Here is a 22,071-nt window from a genome sequence, read left to right on the forward strand (position 1 = left end):
AATGATGATAATTTCTTTTAAAGATTTAAATGGAATTCAAGTGGAGTTGTCATTTGAAAAAAATACTTTTTCTATTGAAGCTCGACATGTATTAGTGTTAGCAAAACATCAAAAAAAATGGCTATTAACAAAGCATCCAAAGAGGGGGATAGAGTTTCCTGGAGGTAAAGTGGAAGGGAACGAATCCATACTAGAAGCGGCTATAAGAGAAACTTGGGAAGAGACAAATGTGGAGATAAAAAATGTGGAATGGTTGGCAGAATACCTTGTACATGATGAGAAACCATTTTGTAAGGCAGTGTTTATTGCAGAGGTTGGGTATATTGAAGAGAAGAGACCAAATTTCGAAACTGACGGTGCTCTTTGGTTAAGTACAGATGATTTTTTACATAATAATAATTTAAGCTTTCACATGAGAGATGCTGGTATGAAGGCGATATTAGAAAAGGTGAGCGCGCTTGAAGGAAAATGGAACAATCGAGAGAATTAAAAGTTATCCATCACCAAATCCGCGTATTAAGCTATCTGAAATTACTTATTGGTCCTGCGGCTATCGGGTAAAAGGAATGCTTGCGGAGCCTATAAAAAATGGTTCTTACGAGGGTATTTTATATTGTAGGGGCGGTATGCAAAGTATAGGAATGGTAAGACCAGCCAGAATTGCACAAATTGCCTATGAAGGTTTTGTCGTATTCGCTCCTTATTACCGTGGAAACCGAGGAGGGGAAGGAAGAGATGAATTTGCTGGCGAGGATCGGTGGGATGCAGTTTATGCAGTAGATGTTTTAAAGCAGTTTTGTCTCATGAATCGAATTCACTTATTTGCCTTTTCAAGAGGTGGTATTATGGCTCTTTGGATTGCAATTTTACGAAATGATATTACTTCCCTTGTAACATGGGCTGGTGTTTCAGATATTTTTTTAACCTATGATGAACGAACCGACATGAGACGAATGATGAAGCGTGTTATAGGAGGTACACCGACTAAAAACGTAGAAGCATACGAAAATCGTAATGCCCTTGCACATATTAATGAAATAAAAGCAGCATCGCTAATCATTCACGGTAAAAAGGATTTGAATGTATCATTTGAACATGCAAAGGTTTTAGAAGAAGCGTTATTAGGGAATGATAAGGTTGTAGAGACATGGTATTTTCACGACTTCACGCATTTCTTTCCAAGCAAAGTCAATCGACAAGTGGTGAAGGATGCTTGTATGTGGATGAGAATGCAGAAAGGGGTTTAATAGATGGGTAACATTGTCGTATCTATTGAAACAACAAGTACAAATGATAAATCTTCGTTCGCAACTAATACGAGTTTTTGGACAGATCTTTGGGATAATTATACTTCGGAATTTCAGGAAGTCGTCATTCATTGTTGGAAAGAAGAATTAGCTGCGATTGAAGAATTAAGTGCCAGAGCTATTTCGGTAATGGATGAAGGATTAATGAAGGTATTAACAATTAATCTGAATGAGGATAATCGACTTTTTTTGAGAAGTCATACAATTGACGTAAATGGTGGATTGAAATGGTTTGCTATGTTCTTTCACGTAGACGGTGATGAACGGTTAGAGATAAGTCATTATGGATCAGAAATCATATTATATAAGGTAGACGAAGAAGAGGCGAAGAATTTTATATCCATCTTTTCTCCTTCGGTTATAACGCATTATTATGATGATTATTCAGACTAAAAAAGAGGATGTCACCATATGAATGGGACATCCTCTTTATTCTTTGGAAAACTACATTAAGCAGCTTCGCAATTTTTTATTATGCTAAAGGTCCACCTTTTAGCGTGATATCTTCTGATACAGTTCCAAACTTTTTAAAGTTTTCACGGAACGCTTGAGCAAGCTCGCTAGCTTTTTGGTCGTATGCAGCTTTATCTTCCCAAGCATTACGTGGTACTAATACTTCAGAAGGAACACCTTCTACTTGTGCAGGAATTGATAAGCCAAATACTGCGTCAGTTTCTGTTTCTACTTCATTTAGCTTACCTTCAATTGCAGCACGAACCATTGTACGTGTGTAAGAAAGCTTCATACGGTTTCCAACACCGTATTCTCCACCAGTCCAGCCAGTGTTTACTAAAAATACTTGTGCACCGTGTTCATCGATTTTCTTCCCAAGCATTTCAGCATAAACAGTTGCATGCAATGGTAGGAATGGAGAACCGAAGCAAGTTGAGAAAGCTGGTTGTGGAGAAGTTATTCCACGCTCAGTACCTGCTAATTTAGATGTGAATCCACTTAGGAAGTGGTACATTGCTTGTTCTTTCGTTAATTTACTGATTGGAGGCAATACGCCGAAAGCATCAGCAGTTAAGAAAATAATTGTATTTGGGTGACCAGCTACAGATGGGTCTACTATATTTTCGATATTTTGGATTGGGTAAGCAGCACGTGTATTCTCAGTTAAAGAATTATCGGCATAATTAGCGATACGTGTTTCTGCATCTACTACGACGTTTTCTAAAACCGTTCCAAATGTAATCGCGTCAAAAATTTGAGGCTCATTTACGCGAGTTAGGTCGATACATTTAGCGTAGCATCCACCTTCAATGTTAAATACTCCATTATCAGACCAACCGTGTTCGTCATCACCGATTAATTTACGTCCTGCGTCTGCAGAAAGTGTTGTTTTTCCTGTTCCTGAAAGACCAAAGAATAATGCTACATCACCATCTTCACCAACGTTTGCAGAACAGTGCATAGGTAAAATGTTTGCTTCTGGCAGTAAATAGTTCATAATAGAGAATATAGATTTTTTCATTTCTCCAGCATATTCAGTACCACCGATTAATACAATGCGTTTTTCCATTGAAACGATAATAAATGTTTCTGATTTTGTACCGTCCACTGCTGGATTTGCTTTAAAGTTAGGTGCACTGACAATTGTGAAATCTGCTTTATGGGTTGTCAGTTCTTCTTCTGAAGGACGAATGAATAACTGATGGGCAAATAGATTGTGCCAAGCATATTCATTTATTACTTGAATTCCTATGCGTGAATCCTTATCCGCACCTGCAAATCCTTTGAACACAAATAGTTCATCTTGTGTTGCAAGGTAGTCTGTTACTTTTTTATAGAGTGACTCGAAAATTTCAGAAGAAATTGGTTGGTTTACAGGACCCCAATCGATTTTGTCTCTTGATATAGGTTCATCTACAATGTACTTATCTTGTGGAGAACGACCTGTATATTTACCTGTTTCTGCTTTCACTGCTCCTGTAGATGTTAAAACAGCCTCACCTCTTGATGTTGCTTTTTCCACAAGTTGCGGCACTGATAACTGAATGTGTACATTCTCTCCAGCTAACAATTCGTTCAGTTCACTCACAGTATCGATTGAATTCATATTGGTATACCATCCTTTTTATTGTTTTCCCTAAAAAAATAAAGGGATATAGCATTCATATGTGAATTAGTATAACACATTTAACTTAATAGTCTATACTAATGGATTGATTATTTTTTGTTTGTGAATAAATTGTCAACAAATAAATATTGACTTCTCGTTACAACTTACGTATGATGGTAAATTGAACGGATACTCTTATCCCGAGCTGGTGGAGGGGTCAGGCCCTATGAAACCCGGCAACCTGTAATTTTTTCTATTGCAAAGGTGCCCAACCTGAGACAAGGTGAGATTCCTTGATTGATAAGAGTGAAAGGTGCTTATGATATTAATAGCCTTTCCTCATGTAATCAAACGTGAGTGAGAGGTTTTTTTTATAACATCGCCCTTTATCCTTGTGTGCCAAGTCCGAAACGGCTTCAAGTTTAATCTATTTGATTTGAAATGGCTTGACATGGGAATGAGTACCGTATCAATTCTTGAGAGAGATCTCGCAGGATATAGGAGGAATATTCTATGACACAACGCAGATTATTTACATCTGAATCAGTTACAGAAGGGCATCCAGATAAAATTTGTGATCAAATTTCAGATGCAATTCTAGATGCAATTCTTACGGAAGATCCAAACGCACGTGTTGCTTGTGAAACAACAGTGACTACAGGGTTAGTATTAGTTGCAGGGGAAATCACAACATCCACTTATGTTGATATTCCAAAAGTTGTACGTTCAACTATTAAAGAAATCGGCTACACTCGTGCAAAATATGGTTTTGACTCTGAAACTTCAGCAGTATTAACTTCTATTGATGAGCAATCAGCTGATATTGCTCAAGGGGTTGACCAAGCTTTAGAGGCACGTGAAGGATCTATGACAGATTCTGATATTGAAGCAATTGGAGCAGGAGACCAAGGTTTAATGTTTGGTTACGCATGTAATGAAACACCTGAACTTATGCCACTTCCAATTAGTTTAGCTCATCAGTTGGCTCGTCGTTTAGCAGACGTTCGTAAAGACGAAACTTTAGACTATTTACGTCCAGATGGTAAAACACAAGTAACTGTGGAGTATGATGAAAATAACAATCCTGTTCATATAGATACAATTGTTATTTCGACTCAGCATCACCCAGAAGTAACGTTAGAACAAATTCAAAAAGATTTAAAAGAAGTAGTTATCAATCCAATTGTTCCTGCTAATTTAATTGATGAAAATACTAAATATTTCATTAACCCAACTGGTCGTTTCGTAATTGGTGGACCACAAGGGGATGCAGGTTTAACAGGTCGTAAAATTATTGTAGATACTTACGGTGGATATGCTCGTCATGGAGGCGGTGCGTTCTCTGGTAAAGATCCAACAAAAGTAGACCGTTCAGCAGCATATGCTGCTCGTTACGTTGCAAAAAATATTGTTGCAGCAGGACTTGCAGATCGTTGTGAAGTACAACTTGCCTATGCAATTGGTGTAGCACAACCTGTATCAATCGCAGTAGACACATTTGGTACTGGAAAAGTAGAAGAGGCAAAATTAGTTTCACATATTCGTGAATTGTTTGACCTTCGTCCAGCTGGTATTATTAAAATGCTAGACCTTCGTCGTCCTATTTACAAGCAAACAGCTGCGTATGGACATTTTGGTCGTACTGACATTGATGCACCATGGGAAAGAACAGATAAAGCAGATTTGTTAAGACAAAAAGCTGGTTTATAAGAAATAATGAAGAAGAGGCTTCCTGTTATAGGATAGCCTCTTTTTTAAAGAAAATAAGTTTTATTTTTGAAGTGATTTATAATACTGTCCTTTTTCAACGTATTCACGAATAATACGTTGAACATCTTCTTTGTCTTCCTCAGACAGCTCCCGAACAACTTTTGCAGGACTACCTATGGCAAGTGAATTAGGGGGAATTTTCTTACCTTGGGTTACTAAACTTCCAGCACCGATAAATGCACCTTCACCGATCTCAGCTCCATCCAAAATAATAGAGCCCATTCCAACCAAAGCACCTTTTCGAATAGTACAGCTATGTAACGTTACTTGGTGTCCAATTGTCACTTCATCTTCAATAACAAGAGGGTTATTAGGACTTTGATGCAAACAACATAAATCTTGGATACTCACTCTTCGTCCAATAATCGTAGGAGCAACGTCCCCTCTGATTACCGTATTAAACCAAATTGTAGACTCTTGTCCGATTGTCACATCGCCTGTAATTGTGACATAATCAGCAATAAATGCAGATTCATCTATTGTTGGATATTTGCCTTTAAATGGATAAATCAATATGCTCACGCTCCTTATGTAAATAGAATATAATTAATGTTATCAAATGAAGTAAAATAATCAAATAATTGAAGTAGACATTCGGTACAAAACAAAACAAGAGGTGATGTTCATGTGGAAATGGGAAGCAGAAGAAAAACCTAAAGCAGTAATTGTCATTGTTCATAGTGCATATGAACATCATAGAAGATATGCTTGGTTAATTGAAAAGTTTAGAAGTTCTAACTGTCATATTGTAATGGGAGACTTACCAGGACATGGTGAACAGACAAGAGGAAAAAAAATACATAATGAATCTTTTGAACAATATAAAGAATATATAACGCTTGCTTTACAAGTAGCCGTTACTTATAATTTACCAATTTTTATTCTTGGCCATGGACTTGGAGCAACCCTGCTTATTAAAGTGCTACACAAATTACAAATAGAATATGCTGGTGTCATTTTAACGTCTCCTTGGTTGCAATTAAAGAAACAGCCATCTAAATGGACAAATGCACTGGCAAAATTACCAGTACAACAAAAGATTAACCATGATATTCAGCTTAAGGAATTAACGAGAAACTATGATATTTATCAACAATTTATTGATGATCCTACTTACCATACAATCGTCTCGAATGATTGGTACATAGAACTCCAATTACTTATGAAAAGTATTTTACAATCAACGGAATCAGTACCGAATGTTCCGGTATTATTAATGACTGCTGAAAGAGATAAGATTGCAGATATCACATCTACTGCAGCGTGGTTTAAAAAGCAAGAGCTATCTGAGTATCAATATAAGTCATGGAAAAATTGCTTTCATGATTTGCATCAAGAACCTGAAAGGGAAGAGATTTTTGAGTATTCTCATGCCTTTATAAATAATGTTCTAAGATCCATTGGTTATATTGTATGACTATAAATAATTCAATTTAACAGTAATATAATGAGAATTTTTAGGGTTTAGAAGTGTAATATAAAATTGGTTGAGATGCTATTACAAAGGAATATACTAATCAATGAAACCTTTCGTATATTTATTACGAATAAAAGATATTTATGTTATAATTTATGATTGAATGAGAGAAAGTAAGGAGAATTTACATGCAAAACCAACATATTATACGAAACTTCATTGTTGAAACATCTTCTAGACCGGGTAATTTTGCAAAAGTAGCAACTGCAATTGGAATGGCAGAAGGAGATATTGGTGATATTACGACGTTAAAGAGCGGTGCTTTAACAACTGTTCGTGATATTTCTATTACTTTTAAATCGGAAGAACAATTACAACAAGTTATTTCTAATATTGAAGCCATTGGAAATGGTGTTAAGATACATGCTGTTACTGATGATGTACTGAAAGCTCATGAAGGCGGAAAAATCGCGATGAAGAGTCAGCTGGATGTACGATCATTAGGAGATTTACAAAGAATTTATACACCTGGTGTAGCGAGTGTTTGTATGGAAATTGTACATAATCCAGAGAAAGCAAATTATTTTACATCCATTGGAAGCTCCGTAGCTATCGTTACGGATGGTACAGCTATCTTAGGTCTAGGTAATATTGGTTCAGTAGCCGGTATGCCTGTAATGGAAGGGAAAGCCGTGTTATTAGATCAGTTTGTTGGTTTAAGTGGAATACCTATTCTATTAAATACAAGTGATCCAGATGAAATCGTTGAAACTGTAAAGCATATACATCAAGGATTTGGAGCAATATTACTAGAAGATATTGGTTCTCCTCATTGCTTCGAAATAGAAGAACGTCTTAAAGCGGAACTTCCTATTCCAGTAATGCATGATGATCAGCATGGTACTGCTGTTGTGGCACTTGCTGCAATATTATCTGCATGCAAAGCAACAGGAGTTGATCCTAAAACTGCGGTAATTGGTCAAGTTGGACTAGGTGCTGCAGGGTTGGCTATCTGTCGTATGCTAATGGCTTATGGTGTAGAAGAAGTGTATGGTTTAGATAGACAAGAAGAAGCTCAAAATCGATTGGTTAATTATGGTGGACAAACGATTGCTTCATTAGAAGAGATGATGGAGACTTGTGATATTATCATTGCAACTACTGGAGTTTCAGGATTGATTAAGCCAGAAATGGTAAGAAAGGGTCAAATAATTTTAGCTCTATCTAATCCAAATCCAGAGATCTTGCCATCTGCTGCAATAGCAGCAGGAGCAGCCTTCGCAGCAGACGGACGCTCAGTTAATAATGTTATTGGCTTCCCAGGGATATTTAAAGGAGCTTTAGATGCAGGTGCAAAGGAAATTACATACACGATGTTAATTGCAGCAGCACAAGCTATTGTGAGCCATACCAAACCTGGTGAGTTAATACCAAACCCTCTAGATCCTATGGTGCATCATTTAGTGGCTAGAGCAGTAGAAGAAGCAGCAAATAATGAAATGAATAGATAAATAAAAAGAAGATTTCAGTTTAAGACGCTGAAATCTTCTTTTTAAATTCTTCATTATAATTAGTAGCTTCACTTAAAGCTTTTTCTTCCAAAGGTATTCGAACGGAAAGCATGGCAAGATTCAAAAGAGTAAAACAAAGAGCGGTCATATAAGCTTGAAACATTAGTGGTAGTAGTACAATTTCGATACAGACAACCACATAATTTGGATGTTTGATAAAAAGATATGGACCCTTAGAAACAACACGTGCTCCAGGCAAAATAATGATTTTCGTATTCCAAAAAGTACCTAAAGTTGTTAAACACCAAATACGTAAACCTTGTACAAATAAAAAAATTAGAAGAAATAAAGGGAATAGAGGAGAAATGCCTCGCTCAAAAATTAGAACTTCTGCAATCAAGCTAACAAAAAAGCTGACGTGAAGAGCTACCATATATGGATAATGAGCAGCACCTACTTCATATGCACCTTGTGCAAGCATCTTTTTTTCATTTTGTTTAGCTATAAATACTTCCGTTATTCTTTGAATGATTACTAGTGAAATAATAATGTAAAATAACAGCATGTTGTTAATCACTCCAATTTAGTAAGACTGCTTCCCCACAAAAACCAGGTCCAAGAGCTACTAATAATCCCATTTCATCCTTCTGATGATCTTTTAACATAAATTGCTCTAAGACATAAAGCACAGTAGGAGAAGACATGTTACCGTGTTTTTTTAATACATCACGTGAAATAGCTGTTTGATTTTCCTCGAGTTGAAGTGTTTCCTCGTATGCATGCAATACCTTTTTTCCACCAGGATGAGCAACAAAGTTCTTAAGCTGGTCTACTGAAATTTGTTGTTCCTCCATAAATTCATGAATGAATGGACCGAGCCAGCTTGAAATGATAGAAGGTATACTCTTTGAGAAAACAACATGTAATCCATTATTTTTAATATCCCATCCCATTACATTTTCGGAATCAGGCATCCACTTAGAGGCAGTATATATAATAGAAGGTACTCGTTTCTGCGTGTTCAATAATACTTCATCACCACAAACTAATACACAAGCAGCCCCGTCAGCAAAAAGAGAAGCACCTATTAGATTACTTTTAGAATAATCATTAGGCTGAAAAGTGAGGCTACATAATTCCACACAAACAACTAGCACTTTTGCTTTAGGATGAGCTTTACAATAATCAAATGCTCTACTAACTCCTGCAGCTCCACCAGCACAACCTAGCCCCCATATCGGAATCCGTTTAGTTCGGTCAGAAAATGGAAGATGATTCATCACTCGAGCGTCGATACTTGGGGTAGATATGCCAGTACTACTTACAAATATGATTGCATCTATTTCATCTGGCTTAAGAGAATCTTTTAAAAAAGAAGTATTACTTAGGCAAGCTTGGATTACTTCAACACTATATTTTGTCGCTAGCTCAATATAAAGATTATTTCTTTCTTCAAAGGTGTGCTCTTTCTGATGCCATTCTAACGGTACACAAAAATAGCGGGTATCTATGTCTCCATTTTCAAAAACTTTTAATAATCTATCTAATTGTGCAATTTTATCTTGAAACAATTCTTTTGTTAATTGTTCAATATTGGATTGCTCCAAAGCATATGGAGGATTATATGTACTAATAGAAGCGATTTTAGGCATGGGATTCTCCTTTATAAATTGATCAGAAAAAAACTATTAACAATATTCTTTCCGTACGCCTAGGCTTTTTCTAATTAGTTTCTCCATGCTCTTTCAAAATATGCAAAGTAATGACAAAGAATTTAAGATGTTTTCATCTTTTCTATAGCGATGATAAAAGGTGGGTTATTTTGTTGATTTAAAAACTGATAGCATAGCACATGGACGTAGGATTGAGGTAATTGTTTAACATAATTTGTAATTGCATCTTTTTCTTCTTTACCACCAGCATGTCCGTGATAAACAACTAATACAATTAAACCTCCTATTTTCAACAATTCTAAGAGTGATTCCACAGCTAGAATTGTGGAGTTTCCTTTTGTCACGATATGATGATTGCTGCCAGGTAAGTATCCGAGATTGAAAATGGCAGCTGAAACTTCCTTTTGAACATAGGTTGAAACATGTTCATGACCATCTAATATTAAAGTAGTTCTGGACTTTAAATTTGCTTCAACTAATTTCTGCTCTGTTGACTTTAAAGCCTCAGATTGTACATCAAATGCATAAACATGCCCAGTTTCTCCTACCAATTCTGCTAAATATAAAGTGTCATGCCCGTTTCCTGCAGTTGCATCTACTACGTAATCTCCGGGCTTAATGACAGATGCCAATAAATCTTTTGCAAATGGTAAAACTCTTTTTAATTTCATTTCATAACACCAGTCTCTTGATAATATTTTCCCTGATAACTTTCACGCTTAGCTAATTCTGCATCTATTCCATTTAAAACATCCCATTTGTTTACGCTCCACATCGGTCCAATCATTAAGTCAATAGGACCGTCACCAGTGATTCGCTGTACTACCATTTTAGGAGGTAAAATTTCTAATTGATCTGCTACGAGTTGAATATACGCATCTCGTTCCATAAATTCTAGTTTGCCTTTTTCGTATTGTTTCACCATAGGTGTTCCTTTAAGTAAATGTAATAAATGAATTTTTATACCTTGGACATCAAGCTTAGATACTGCTTTAGCAGTTTCCATCATCATATCTCTATCTTCCAAAGGTAATCCATTGATAATATGGGTACATATTTGAATGCCATGTTTTCTTAATTTATTTACCCCTTCTACATAAGTTGGATAATCGTGAGCTCGATTGACTAAATTAGCGGTTCTTTCATGTACAGTTTGAAGACCAAGTTCTATCCATAAATAAGTGCGTTTATTTAGTTCAGCTAGATATTCGACAACATCATCAGGTAAGCAGTCTGGTCTTGTTGCAATGGAAATCCCAACAACGCCTTCTAAGGCAAGGGCAGCTTCAAATTTTTCTTTTAAAACAGGCAATGGAGCGTGGGTATTTGTATATGCTTGAAAATAAGCAATGTATTTTCCAGCTTTCCATTTTTCGTGCATTTTAGCTTTTATTTTATCAAACTGCACAGGAATAGAATCGACTTTATTGCCTGCAAAGTCACCACTACCTGCAACGCTACAAAATGTACAGCCGCCATATGCAACAGTGCCATCTCTATTTGGACAATCAAACCCGGCATCTAAAGCTACTTTGAAAATTTTCTGGTTAAATGTATTTCGTAAATAGCGATTCCAAGTATAATATCTTTTCCCATCAGAAGGAAAAGGAAAGTGATATTCGGTCATTTTGACTCCTCCTTAAAGGATTATTTTATCATGTCTTTGGTAAGTTTGTTGCAACATCTTGAAGTGCCATCTGAAAAGGAATACAATGTTCAGAGTGCAAGGAGAAATGAGGTGTTATTATTGCCAAAAGTAGTGTGGCTTTTAATTGTTGGAATGTTTATTAATACGACTGGAAATTCTTTTTTGTGGCCATTACATACGATTTATATGCATGATCATTTGGGGCAATCTTTAACTGTTGCTGGATTTGTTCTAATGATAAATGCTGGGACTGGTGTTATTGGTAATCTATTAGGAGGATACCTGTTTGATCGTATTGGTGGATATAAATCTATCGTTTTCGGTATTATATTATCCATTATTCCTTTAATACTATTAACATTTTGGCACGGTTGGCCAGAATATATTTGGTTTGTAGCCATTTTAGGTTTTAGTGGAGGTATTATATTTCCAAGCATGTATGCTTTGGTTGGAAGTGTATGGCCAGAAGGGGGAAGAAAAGCGTTTAACGCTATTTATCTGGCTCAAAATTTAGGGGTCGCTATAGGACCGGCAATAGCGGGTTTAGTAGCAGATCGTAATATAAATAATATCTTTCTAGCTAATTTGCTAACATATGTATTATTTTTATTTATCGCTCTATTCTTTTATCGTAATATGTCAGCATCATCTAATAAGCATGTAGCTGTTATGAATGAACAAAAGAAAATCAATCAAAAAGCGCCTTTTTATGCAATGATGATTATAACTGTTGGTTATATGTTAACATGGATTGTTTATGTTCAATGGACTTCGACGATTTCTACATATGTGCTCGATTTAGGTATAACATTAAAACAATATAGCTTATTATGGACAATAAATGGTGCGCTTATTATTGCGGGTCAACCTCTTATTAAACCAATTATTAAGAGATTGGAAAACAAGATTAAAGCACAAATGATTTTAGGAATAGTTATTTTCATGGGATCATTTGTAGTAGTTGCATTTGCTGAAAGCTACGCTATGTTTATTACTGCTATGGTTATATTGACTATTGGAGAAATGTTCGTTTGGCCTGCCGTACCTACACTCGCTGATAAGTTAGCTCCGAAAGGTAGAGAAGGTTTTTATCAAGGAATTGTTAATAGTATGGCGACAATTGGTAGAATGATAGGACCTTTCATCGGAGGTATTTTGGTAGAAGCTTATGGCACACCAGTGATGATTCTAATTCTCACGAGCTTGATGGTCTTTGCGATAGTTACAAGTCTACTTTATGATCTTCCTCTTAAGAAGGTAGCGGATAATGAATAAATAAAAACACCGTTTCTACGGTGTTTTTTTATTTGTTGATTCTTAAATTGCGGAACATATGTAGTAGTTAAATATATTATGTTTTAAAGCAAACGAAAGATTTCAAAACGGATGTGCGCTAGCCGCACGCTACGCATGAGCCTCCGCAGGATGATTCGCTCCTTCGTCGCTCGCCCATCCTTTGCGGGGTCTCATTCTTCGCGCTCCTGCGGCGTGTAAGGCGCACATCCTGGACATTATCCGATAAAGATAGAAAAAAATCTATGAAAAGTAAGCCTTCATCCTATTCTCAGATAATTGTTTTTCGATGAAATTGAGTTTTAAACAAGTTAAAGAATTATTAATTAATAAGTCATATAAATAGAAACTTCTTTATTCATTGAATAGCATACACTGGCAATCGCGCCTTGCCAGCCGCATGACGTGCCGTATGAGACAGAAGTATGCGCTTGCGCATACAGCGGCTCATGCGGACGTGCGGCCAGCGCGAATGCCAATAGATAAGTAGTATTCCCTTTTGACAATAGTTAAATTAATCTTCTAATTACAGAGTAGAACTCGTATGTGCGCTTGCCGCATGCTATCCATGAGCCTCCGCAGGATGAATCGCTCCTTCATTTAAAGTATTATTTTTTAACAATCTAATAATAGAATCTACATTTTTTATCAAGAGGATACACTGGCAATCGCGCCTTGCAAGCCGCATGACGTGCCGTATGAGACAGATGGATGCGCTTGCGCATACAGCGACTCATGCGGACGTGCGGCCAGCGCGAATGCCACTAGATAAGTAATATTCCTAATTAAGCTTTGGGTGGAAAAGGGTTATGCATTTACAAGATGACTCTCTTCTTTTTCAATAGTGAGATTTAGATAATCAAGCAAGGGAATTGATTAATTGTCTAACTTTTGAGATTATAAGACAGAAGTTGTTTCCAAGAAGGAGGGGAAAAAATGGATAGTTTATTGGGAAAATTGTCAGTATCAGTGCTGGCACAAATATTAGAGAATGCATTCCAGTGGTTTGTTGTTGTCGATAAAGATTCTAACATACTTTATATGAATGAAGATTATTGCCGGTTTCTTGAAGTTACGAAGGAAAATGCAATTGGACAGCATGTTGCGGAAGTAATTGAAAATACAAAAATGCATGAAGTAATCAAGTCAGGGGTTGCAGATATAGCATCACCTCATTACATAAAGGGAACGTACATGCTGGCGAACCGTGTTCCACTTGTTGTCGATGGTGAAATTGTCGGTGCATTCGGTAGTGTTATATTTCGAGATATGTCGGATTGGAAAAAGCTAAGCTCGCACGTTCGTACAACGATGGAACGCATACAGTTAAATAAAGAAGATAATAGTTATAAAGAGTACCATTTAGTAAATATTAAAGGCACTTCTGTCGCAATGCGTAAAATAAAAGAAACAATTGAAATGATAGCTCCGAGTGATTTGCCGGTTTTAATCGAAGGAGAAAGTGGTACGGGAAAAGAAATGTTTGCACATAGTATTCATCAGCTTTCTGATCGATCAGATGAACTTTTTGTTAAGGTGAATTGTGCTGCAGTTCCTCCAGAACTATTAGAGGAGGAATTATTCGGTAAGCTCGATGTGATTACAGGACATTTACGAAAAGGAAGATATCAGCAAGCAGATAAAGGGACACTCTTTATAGATGAGATCAGCGCACTTCCTGTAACACTGCAAGCAAAGCTTTTACGGGCAATGCAAGACAAAGAAGTTGTATGTATGCACTCTGAGAAGGGGGAACAAGTAAACGTTCGAATTTTGGCAGCATCTAATGTGTCCCTATCTAAATTAGTGGAGGAAAAGAAGTTTCGAGAAGATTTATTTTATCGAATCCAAGCAATTACCCTATCCATCCCACCACTTCGAGACCGTATGGAAGACTTCACAGAGCTATTGAACCATTTCTTGCAAAAATTTGTTGTTCAGGCAGGACGTCGTAAAGTAGTTTTAGCTACGAAGACAAGAGAAATACTACAATCCTATCATTGGCCAGGAAACGTTACCGAATTGCAAAATGTTCTTCAAGCTGCAGTATATTTAGCAGAGGATGATATTATTTTACCTAACGCATTACCAGTGCAAGTAAAGAAAAGGAATGCTTTATCTTTTCAAACTTCAGGTAAGCTAGCAAATATTTTACTAGATGTTGAAAAAAATGTGATTCGAGATTTACTAGAAGAAGAGCCTAATAAAGCGGTGATTGCTGAGCAATTAGGTATTAGCCGTTCCACACTTTATGAAAAAATAAAAAAATACAACTTATGACCTAAATTCCGACTTATCGGATTATATTCCGATAAGTCGGAAAAAAAATGGTGTTGTAAAATGTGATTATATTTTATTTTAATGCAAAAGTTGTCCAGTTTTTCAGAATAATTATGTGTTAAATTGACTAATAGTTGTCACAAATGGTATTGCGTGAAAATTTAGAATCTGTTTTAATTACATGTGAAAGCGCTTTTATTTCGCATCAAAAATGTAAGGAGGAAATGCAAATGAAGCCGATTTATTCTTCTGCAGAGGAAGCGGTAAAAGAAATACAAGATGGTGCAACATTGATGGTTGGAGGTTTCGGCTTAGTCGGAATTCCAGAAAAATTAATACTTGCATTAGTTGAGAAAGGTGTTAAGGATTTAACGGTCATTTCTAACAATTGTGGAGTGGACGATTGGGGTTTAGGACTTTTATTAAATAATAAGCAAATTAAAAAAATGATAGGTTCATATGTTGGTGAGAACAAAGAATTTGAACGTCAAGTGCTAGCAGGGGAAATTGAAGTTGAGTTAACCCCTCAAGGAACACTTGCAGAAAAAATAAGAGCTGGTGGAGCAGGAATTCCAGCATTTTTCACACCGGCTGGAGTTGGTACTACAATAGCTGATGGAAAAGAAATTCGTATTTATGATGGAAAAGAATATGTGTTGGAAGAATCACTACGTGCTGACTTTGCGCTCATTCGAGCTTCAAAAGCAGATAAGTTTGGAAATCTTATCTATAACAAAACGGCTCAAAACTTCAATCCTATGATGGCCGCAGCAGGAAAGATTACTATTGCAGAAGTTGAAGAAATCGTGGAAACAGGAGATTTAGATCCTGCCATTATTCACACACCAAGCATTTATGTACAAGGCCTGTTACAAGCCAATCAAGAAAAACGGATTGAACGATTAATGACACGTTCATAGATGGGAGAGATTTCAAGTGACAAAATTATCAAGTAGAGAACTAATTGCTATTCGAGCAGAGAAGGAAATAGAAGATGGAAATTATGTGAATTTAGGTATTGGTATACCTACATTAGTTGCCAATTATATTTCTCCAAATAAAACAGTAGTATTACAATCAGAAAACGGACTTCTTGGAATTGGTCCTTATCCGACTCAAGATGAAGTAGATCCAGACCTAATCAATGCAGGAAAAGAAACCGTTACGACTATTCCCGGTTCTGCTTTCTTTTCAAGTGCAGAATCATTTGCAATGATACGTGGTGGCCATGTGGATGTTGCAATCCTAGGTGGAATGGAGGTTTCTGAAAAAGGAGACCTTGCAAACTGGATGATTCCTGGAAAGATGATTAAAGGGATGGGCGGTGCTATGGATTTAGTGCATGGTGCTAAAAAAACGATTGTAATCATGGATCATGTTGCAAAAGATGGTTCGCCAAAAATTAAAAAAGAGTGCTCTCTTCCGTTAACAGGAAAAGGAGTAGTCGACAAAATTATTACAGACCGTGCCACTATAGAAGTGACACCGGAAGGACTTGTACTTAAAGAGGTGTACGAGGGGTACACCGTACAAGATATTATTGACTCAACAGAAGCTTCTTTAAATGTTGATAATGTAAAAGAAAATGTTGAGTTTTAATACTTCTTTATAAAACAATTCGGGGGGATTTGTTCATGGAAGCATTAAGTATGATCGGCCTTATAGGAGGTCTGGCTTTACTTATTATCTTGACGATGAAGGGTGTAAATATATTAATCGCTGGTCCAATATCAGCATTATTAGTTGCGTTAACGAGTGGAATGCCACTGTTTCCGCAATTGGCCGCTGAAGGGGAAGCAAATTTTGTAACAAGTTACATGACAGGTTTTACAGGATTTATTATGTCTTGGTATTTAATGTTCTTACTAGGAGCTGTCTTTGGGAAAGTTATGGAGGATAGCGGTGCGGCAGATTCCGTTTCAAAATGGATCGTTGATAAATTAGGAATGAAGTATGCAGTAATGGCTATCGTAATTGCCTGTGCAATCCTTACATATGGAGGCGTAAGTTTGTTCGTTGTTGCGTTCTCTGTATATCCAATGGCAATCTCATTGTTTAAGCAAGCAGACTTACCGCGTCGTTTTATACCAGCAACATTAGCGCTAGGCTCAGTTACGTTTACGATGACATCTGCAGGTTCACCTGAAATTCAAAACTGGATTCCAATTCAATTTTTAGGTACAGACGCTTATGCTGGTTGGGAAGTAAGTATTATTGTAGCAGCATTCATGGCGATTTTTGGGTATTGGTGGCTAAAACGTATTATCCAGAAAGCTGTTAATAAAGGGGAAAGATTTGAGGATCGTGAAAATGATCCAACATTTGATACGACAAGAAGTCTGCCTAATCCATTCTTAGCAATGCTTCCGTTAGCTGTAGTATTAGTGATCTCATTTATTTACCATGATAAGCTAGCGCAATCTGCATTGATCATAGCGTTACTTGGAGGAGTTATTGCTACTTACTTCGTAGGTAGAAAATATTCGAAAAATTTCTGGGAAGCGTTTTCGGCAGGAACTGTTGGGGCAATTATTGCAATCGGTAATACAGCTGCAGTTGTTGGTTTCGGTGGAGTTGCGAAAAATGTTCCAGCATTTACAACTGCTGTTGAAGCAATGACGAATATTCCTGGTTCGCCTTTAATCGGTGCAGCTATTGCGGTATCCGTAATTGCTGGTATGACTGGTTCTTCCTCTGGAGGCCAATCTATAGCATTACCATTATTGGCGCCACATTATATGGATATGGGTGTAAATGCTGAAGCGTTGCACAGGGTAGTAGCAATTTCTTCTGGTGCACTTGACTCATTGCCACACAATGGATATGTAGTAACTACTATTCAATCAATCTGTGGAGAAAAACATAGTGCCGCATATTGGTCCGTAGCTGCAACCACTGTAGTGGTACCAGCGATTGGAACAGCTATTGCAATTATATTATTCTCTCTAGGTCTAGGTATATAATTTTTCAGTCCAATGAGCTTAATGGCTGATTTTGGAGGTAAAACGTATGGTAAAAGATAGAGTACTTCTCATCACTGGAGCTGCACAAGGAATTGGGTTTCAAATTGCGCAGGAATTTTATCAGGCTGGTGCGAAGGTAGTATTAACTGATATTAATGAAGAGAAGGTTAAAGATGCTGCTGCTTCACTAGGTAGTGACGCTCTTGGTATTAAATGTGATGTGACAATCGAGGAAGATATTATTAATTCTATTGATTTAACTGTAAAAGAGTTTGGACAAATAGATATATTAATAAACAATGCAGGAATGCAGCATGTTTCTATGTTAGAAGATTTTCCTACAGAACGCTTTGAATTATTAGTGAAAATTATGCTAACTGCTCCGTTCATGGCGACTAAACATGTTCTTCCTCATATGCGAAAAAGGGGGTTCGGAAGAATTCTCAATATGGCTTCTATTAATGGTTTAGTAGGTTTTGCTGGTAAAGCAGCTTATAACTCTGCTAAGCATGGTGTAATTGGCCTAACAAAGGTTGCTGCATTAGAAACAGCAGCAGATGGCATTACAGTAAACGCGATCTGTCCAGGATATGTTGATACACCTTTAGTGAGAAACCAATTCCAAGACTTAGCAAATACACGTAATGTTCCTTTAGAGTCAGTACTGGAAGATGTTATTTATCCATTAGTACCACAAAAAAGGTTGTTAGATGTAAAAGAAATTGCTGATTTAGCATTGTTTTTAGCAAGTGATGCTGCAAAAGGTATGACGGGTCAAGCAGTTGTATTAGACGGTGGATATACTACTCAATAAAAACTTGCTATTTAAACGTATTTCCTCTAAAATACGAAGTAATAGCAAGACGCAGATAAGGATTAGTAAATAGATTGTATTTCTATAGAGAGCTAACGGTTGGTGAAAGTTAGTGGAATGCCCTATTGAACTCGCCTTTGAGTCTGTATGAGTGAACTGTCAGTAGCTTATACCGTTTTCCGCGTTAAGGAATCAAGTTGAGTGATGTTTTTCACTAATTTGGGTGGTACCGCGTGAGGTTAATCTCTCGTCCCTTAGTTTTTTTAAGGGGCGAGTTTTTTTATTTTGAGGAGGAATTACAATGAGCTTTAATCATCAAGCAATTGAAAAAAAGTGGCAGAATTATTGGCAACAGAACAAGACATATAAGATGACTGATGATCCATCAAAACCTAAATTTTATGCACTTGATATGTTTCCTTATCCTTCTGGGGTTGGCCTACACGTTGGGCATCCACTTGGTTATATCGCTACAGATATTTTAAGTGCATTTAAACGTAAGCAAGGATATAACGTTCTTCATCCAATGGGATGGGATGCTTTTGGACTTCCTGCAGAGCAATATGCAATTGATACAGGTAATGACCCGGCAGAATTTACTGCAAAAAATATTGCTACATTCAAACGTCAAATGACGGACTTAGGTTTTTCATTTGATTGGGATAGAGAAGTCAATACAACTGATCCTTCTTATTATAAATGGACGCAATGGATTTTCATTCAACTATATAAAAAAGGCCTAGCATATGTAGATGAAGTGCCAGTAAACTGGTGTCCTGCATTAGGAACTGTTTTGGCAAATGAAGAAGTAATCGATGGAGTTTCCGAACGTGGAGGGCACCCTGTTGAACGCCGTCCAATGCGTCAATGGGTGCTTCGTATAACTGCTTATGCAGATAGACTTTTAGAGGATTTAGATGATCTTGATTGGCCAGAAAGTTTAAAAGAAATGCAACGTAATTGGATTGGACGTTCAGAGGGTGCTGAGCTAACATTTGAAATAGATGGCACAAACGAATCATTCCGTGCTTTCACAACTCGTCCTGATACTATTTTTGGAGCCACTTATGCTGTTTTAGCACCAGAGCACAAGCTTGTGGATACAATTACGACAGCAGAACAACAAGAAGCAGTGCAAGCCTACAAAGATCAAGTAAAATTAAAAAGTGATTTAGAGCGTACAGATCTTGCAAAACATAAAACAGGTGTTTTTACCGGTGCCTACGCGATTAATCCGATTAGCGGCGAAAAAATGCCAATCTGGATTGCAGACTATGTATTGGCAACTTATGGAACAGGGGCTATTATGGCAGTTCCTGCACATGATGAGCGTGATTTTGAGTTCGCCAAACAATTTGATCTGCCAATCGTAGAAGTTGTGTCTGGTGGAGAGATTGAAAAAGAGGCTTATACAGCAGATGGAACGCTTATTAACTCTGACTTCTTAAATGGTTTAAACAAACAAGAAGCGATTGCGAAAGCGATTGAATGGTTTGAAGCAAACGGTAAAGGTGAAAAGAAAATTACGTATCGTCTTCGTGACTGGTTATTTAGTCGCCAACGTTATTGGGGGGAACCAATTCCAATCATCCATTGGGAAGATGGTACTTCTACTCCAGTAGATGAATCTGAATTACCTTTGATGCTTCCAGTAACAACAGATATTAAACCAAGTGGTACAGGTGAATCTCCATTAGCGAATATTACGGAATGGGTAAATGTTGTAGATCCAGTAACAGGTAAAAAAGGTCGTCGGGAGACAAATACAATGCCTCAGTGGGCAGGTAGCTGTTGGTACTACTTACGCTATATTGATCCAAACAATGACGAAGCACTTGTGGATCCAGAATTAGCAAAACGTTGGCTTCCGGTTGACATTTACGTTGGTGGAGCAGAACATGCAGTACTGCATTTGTTGTACGCTAGATTCTGGCATAAGTTCCTTTATGATATTGGTGTAGTAACAACAAAAGAACCTTTCCAAAAACTATTTAACCAAGGCATGATCTTAGGTGAAGGTAACGAAAAAATGTCTAAGTCAAAAGGGAATGTTGTAAACCCTGATGATATCGTGATAAGTCATGGTGCCGATTCCCTTCGTCTTTATGAAATGTTCATGGGACCTCTTGATTCTTCAAAACCATGGTCTACAAACGGATTAGATGGTTCACGAAGATTCCTAGATCGTATTTGGAGATTGTTTGTTGATGAAGATGGTAAATTGAGCTCTAAAGTTACAGACAGTTCTTCTGACAATATGGAAAAAGCCTATCACCAAACAGTGAAAAAAGTAACGGAAGATTTTGAGGCAATGCATTATAATACGGCCATTTCACAAATGATGGTATTTATTAACGAAGGATATAAAGCCGAAAAAATTTCAAAAGAATATGTAGAAGGATTTGTGAAGCTTATTTCTCCAATCGTTCCGCATATTGCTGAGGAACTTTGGAGTATTCTAGGACATGATGATACGATCGTTTACGAATCATGGCCAACTTTCGATGAATCTAAATTAGTAGACAATGAAGTAGAAATTCCTGTTCAAATTAAAGGGAAAGTTCGTGCAAAATTACTTGTTGCAAAAGATGCAACAAAAGATGAGCTTGAAGCATTGGCTCTTGCTTCTGAACAAGTGCAACAATGGTTGGAAGGGCAACAAGTGAAGAAAATCATTGCAATCCCAGGCAAAATGGTGAATATCGTTATTTAAAAAAGCTCTATTTTTCGCTTCTTTACTTATCAGCATTAAAGTTTAACTAAGCAAAAAATAAAAAATACTAACATTAGTAGCGCAAACCACGACCATGGTTTGTGCTACTTTTTTTATTGTGGAAGTGAAGAAAGATCGAACAGGCCTTGATACCATACAGACCCACTTTACACCCTTATGTGAATCAGTTGAGTTTGTTGGGTCCTAAGGGATCGTGTCCGAGACCCCGCACGTAGCATAGGAGGGTATTGATAAAGTCTATAGAATCTGACTTTACAAATAATGTCGTCCGATAAATAAGAAAATCGTTGAAACGGCTCCCTTTCCGCGGGCGTTGCCTTAACCTCCTAGGCCAACACGATGTTGGTCATGCAATCGTTGCCGCAGGATACTGCGAACTTAGATTGCCTTCACCTCACTGCGGGGTCTTCGGCTAACGTTATTCCCGCAGGAGTGTCGCCTTTTTCAACGATTTTCTATAAATACTAATTGAAAAAATGTAAGTGATAAAAACTTGCTGTATTAATGGCATGATGGTTTTCTCATTGAAAAGCGGTTAATAGTTGATTTTCGTTTCAGGCGGCGACTCCAGCCGGAATAGCATGAGTTGAAGACCCTGG

At 37.1% G+C, this 22,071-nt stretch carries 19 protein-coding genes, 1 riboswitch and 1 other annotated feature; of the genes, 13 read left to right on the plus strand and 6 right to left on the minus strand.

Annotated elements, in window-relative coordinates:
• The first annotated feature begins 4 nt into the window (after positions 1-4).
• Genes AM499_RS01605 through AM499_RS01615 form a run of 3 tightly spaced genes read left to right on the plus strand, consistent with a single transcriptional unit; the run spans position 5 to position 1,700 of the window.
• The gene (locus AM499_RS01605; protein WP_331457282.1) at positions 5-490 is read left to right on the plus strand and encodes an NUDIX domain-containing protein; all 486 of its coding nucleotides are present in this window, start codon (positions 5-7) and stop codon (positions 488-490) included.
• Positions 459-1,247 (plus strand): alpha/beta hydrolase family protein, encoded by a 789-nt coding sequence (locus AM499_RS01610; protein ID WP_053588551.1) that lies wholly within the window; start codon positions 459-461, stop codon positions 1,245-1,247. Before AM499_RS01605 ends, AM499_RS01610 begins: the two co-directional genes overlap by 32 nt.
• 3 nt (positions 1,248-1,250) lie before the next feature.
• Positions 1,251-1,700, plus strand: a complete 450-nt coding sequence (locus tag AM499_RS01615) for a hypothetical protein (protein ID WP_053588552.1) — start codon at positions 1,251-1,253, stop codon at positions 1,698-1,700.
• A gap of 79 nt (positions 1,701-1,779) precedes the next feature.
• Here the strand turns inward: AM499_RS01615 and pckA are convergent, their stop codons facing one another.
• On the minus strand, positions 1,780-3,366 hold the full coding sequence (gene pckA, locus AM499_RS01620) for a phosphoenolpyruvate carboxykinase (ATP) (RefSeq protein WP_053588553.1): 1,587 nt from the start codon (positions 3,364-3,366) through the stop codon (positions 1,780-1,782).
• Positions 3,367-3,561: 195 nt separating this feature from the next.
• Positions 3,562-3,676, plus strand: a riboswitch (SAM riboswitch).
• A gap of 206 nt (positions 3,677-3,882) precedes the next feature.
• Between pckA and metK the strand changes: the two genes are divergently transcribed.
• Positions 3,883-5,079, plus strand: coding sequence for a methionine adenosyltransferase (gene metK, locus AM499_RS01625; RefSeq protein WP_053588554.1), 1,197 nt, complete (start codon positions 3,883-3,885; stop codon positions 5,077-5,079).
• Positions 5,080-5,139: 60 nt separating this feature from the next.
• Here the strand turns inward: metK and AM499_RS01630 are convergent, their stop codons facing one another.
• Positions 5,140-5,652, minus strand: coding sequence for a gamma carbonic anhydrase (locus AM499_RS01630; RefSeq protein ID WP_053588555.1), 513 nt, complete (start codon positions 5,650-5,652; stop codon positions 5,140-5,142).
• 112 nt (positions 5,653-5,764) lie between these two features.
• Between AM499_RS01630 and AM499_RS01635 the strand changes: the two genes are divergently transcribed.
• On the plus strand, positions 5,765-6,556 hold the full coding sequence (locus tag AM499_RS01635) for an alpha/beta hydrolase (protein WP_053588556.1): 792 nt from the start codon (positions 5,765-5,767) through the stop codon (positions 6,554-6,556).
• Positions 6,557-6,744: 188 nt separating this feature from the next.
• Positions 6,745-8,067 carry an NAD-dependent malic enzyme gene (locus AM499_RS01640; RefSeq protein ID WP_053588557.1) on the plus strand — a complete coding sequence of 441 codons (1,323 nt, stop codon included), beginning with the start codon at positions 6,745-6,747 and terminating at the stop codon, positions 8,065-8,067.
• A gap of 19 nt (positions 8,068-8,086) precedes the next feature.
• Here AM499_RS01640 and AM499_RS01645 read toward each other — a convergent pair whose 3' ends face one another.
• The 4 genes from AM499_RS01645 to AM499_RS01660 all read right to left on the minus strand — a co-directional run bounded on the left by AM499_RS01645 (position 8,087) and on the right by AM499_RS01660 (position 11,367).
• Positions 8,087-8,632, minus strand: a complete 546-nt coding sequence (locus AM499_RS01645) for an isoprenylcysteine carboxyl methyltransferase family protein (RefSeq protein ID WP_371256580.1) — start codon at positions 8,630-8,632, stop codon at positions 8,087-8,089.
• 4 nt (positions 8,633-8,636) lie between these two features.
• Positions 8,637-9,719: a type III polyketide synthase gene (locus tag AM499_RS01650; protein ID WP_053588558.1), complete on the minus strand. Its 1,083-nt coding sequence runs from the start codon at positions 9,717-9,719 to the stop codon at positions 8,637-8,639.
• 122 nt (positions 9,720-9,841) lie between these two features.
• On the minus strand, positions 9,842-10,411 hold the full coding sequence (locus AM499_RS01655; RefSeq protein ID WP_053588559.1) for a tRNA 5-(aminomethyl)-2-thiouridylate-methyltransferase MnmM: 570 nt from the start codon (positions 10,409-10,411) through the stop codon (positions 9,842-9,844).
• Positions 10,408-11,367: a tRNA modification radical SAM protein MnmL/YtqA gene (locus tag AM499_RS01660; protein WP_053588560.1), complete on the minus strand. Its 960-nt coding sequence runs from the start codon at positions 11,365-11,367 to the stop codon at positions 10,408-10,410. The genes AM499_RS01655 and AM499_RS01660 overlap by 4 nt, the downstream gene beginning before the upstream one ends.
• Positions 11,368-11,487: 120 nt before the next feature.
• Between AM499_RS01660 and AM499_RS01665 the strand changes: the two genes are divergently transcribed.
• From AM499_RS01665 to leuS, 7 genes are all read left to right on the plus strand, one after another.
• Entirely contained in the window at positions 11,488-12,663 is a 1,176-nt protein-coding gene (locus tag AM499_RS01665; RefSeq protein WP_053592061.1) for an MDR family MFS transporter, read from the plus strand.
• A gap of 954 nt (positions 12,664-13,617) precedes the next feature.
• Entirely contained in the window at positions 13,618-14,961 is a 1,344-nt protein-coding gene (locus AM499_RS01670) for a sigma-54 interaction domain-containing protein (protein WP_053588561.1), read from the plus strand.
• A gap of 230 nt (positions 14,962-15,191) precedes the next feature.
• Positions 15,192-15,881, plus strand: a complete 690-nt coding sequence (locus tag AM499_RS01675) for a CoA transferase subunit A (RefSeq protein ID WP_053588562.1) — start codon at positions 15,192-15,194, stop codon at positions 15,879-15,881.
• Positions 15,882-15,897: 16 nt separating this feature from the next.
• A complete protein-coding gene (locus AM499_RS01680) occupies positions 15,898-16,560 on the plus strand; it encodes a 3-oxoacid CoA-transferase subunit B (protein WP_053588563.1) in 663 nt (220 codons plus the stop codon).
• A 35-nt stretch (positions 16,561-16,595) separates the two neighbouring features.
• Positions 16,596-17,924 carry a GntP family permease gene (locus tag AM499_RS01685; RefSeq protein WP_053588564.1) on the plus strand — a complete coding sequence of 443 codons (1,329 nt, stop codon included), beginning with the start codon at positions 16,596-16,598 and terminating at the stop codon, positions 17,922-17,924.
• 46 nt (positions 17,925-17,970) lie between these two features.
• A complete protein-coding gene (locus AM499_RS01690) occupies positions 17,971-18,738 on the plus strand; it encodes a 3-hydroxybutyrate dehydrogenase (RefSeq protein WP_053588565.1) in 768 nt (255 codons plus the stop codon).
• Between the two features lie 43 nt (positions 18,739-18,781).
• Positions 18,782-18,996, plus strand: a binding site (T-box leader).
• Positions 18,997-19,039: 43 nt separating this feature from the next.
• Positions 19,040-21,451, plus strand: a complete 2,412-nt coding sequence (gene leuS / locus AM499_RS01695) for a leucine--tRNA ligase (protein ID WP_053588566.1) — start codon at positions 19,040-19,042, stop codon at positions 21,449-21,451.
• Positions 21,452-22,071 lie beyond the last annotated feature (620 nt).

The organism is Bacillus sp. FJAT-22090, from assembly GCF_001278755.1.
Classification (GTDB): Bacteria; Bacillota; Bacilli; order Bacillales_A; family Planococcaceae; genus Psychrobacillus.

Bases quoted from the DNA above. Each gene is read 5' to 3' on its own strand.
- metK (WP_053588554.1), top strand. From the start codon at position 3,883: ATGACACAACGCAGATTATTTACATCTGAATCAGTTACAGAAGGGCAT.
- AM499_RS01635 (WP_053588556.1), top strand. From the start codon at position 5,765: ATGTGGAAATGGGAAGCAGAAGAAAAACCTAAAGCAGTAATTGTCATT.
- leuS (WP_053588566.1), top strand. From the start codon at position 19,040: ATGAGCTTTAATCATCAAGCAATTGAAAAAAAGTGGCAGAATTATTGG.
- AM499_RS01640 (WP_053588557.1), top strand. From the start codon at position 6,745: ATGCAAAACCAACATATTATACGAAACTTCATTGTTGAAACATCTTCT.
- AM499_RS01655 (WP_053588559.1), bottom strand. From the start codon at position 10,411: ATGAAATTAAAAAGAGTTTTACCATTTGCAAAAGATTTATTGGCATCT.
- pckA (WP_053588553.1), bottom strand. From the start codon at position 3,366: ATGAATTCAATCGATACTGTGAGTGAACTGAACGAATTGTTAGCTGGA.
- AM499_RS01605 (WP_331457282.1), top strand. From the start codon at position 5: ATGATAATTTCTTTTAAAGATTTAAATGGAATTCAAGTGGAGTTGTCA.
- AM499_RS01690 (WP_053588565.1), top strand. From the start codon at position 17,971: ATGGTAAAAGATAGAGTACTTCTCATCACTGGAGCTGCACAAGGAATT.
- AM499_RS01615 (WP_053588552.1), top strand. From the start codon at position 1,251: ATGGGTAACATTGTCGTATCTATTGAAACAACAAGTACAAATGATAAA.
- AM499_RS01645 (WP_371256580.1), bottom strand. From the start codon at position 8,632: ATGCTGTTATTTTACATTATTATTTCACTAGTAATCATTCAAAGAATA.
- AM499_RS01660 (WP_053588560.1), bottom strand. From the start codon at position 11,367: ATGACCGAATATCACTTTCCTTTTCCTTCTGATGGGAAAAGATATTAT.
- AM499_RS01675 (WP_053588562.1), top strand. From the start codon at position 15,192: ATGAAGCCGATTTATTCTTCTGCAGAGGAAGCGGTAAAAGAAATACAA.
- AM499_RS01650 (WP_053588558.1), bottom strand. From the start codon at position 9,719: ATGCCTAAAATCGCTTCTATTAGTACATATAATCCTCCATATGCTTTG.
- AM499_RS01685 (WP_053588564.1), top strand. From the start codon at position 16,596: ATGGAAGCATTAAGTATGATCGGCCTTATAGGAGGTCTGGCTTTACTT.
- AM499_RS01670 (WP_053588561.1), top strand. From the start codon at position 13,618: ATGGATAGTTTATTGGGAAAATTGTCAGTATCAGTGCTGGCACAAATA.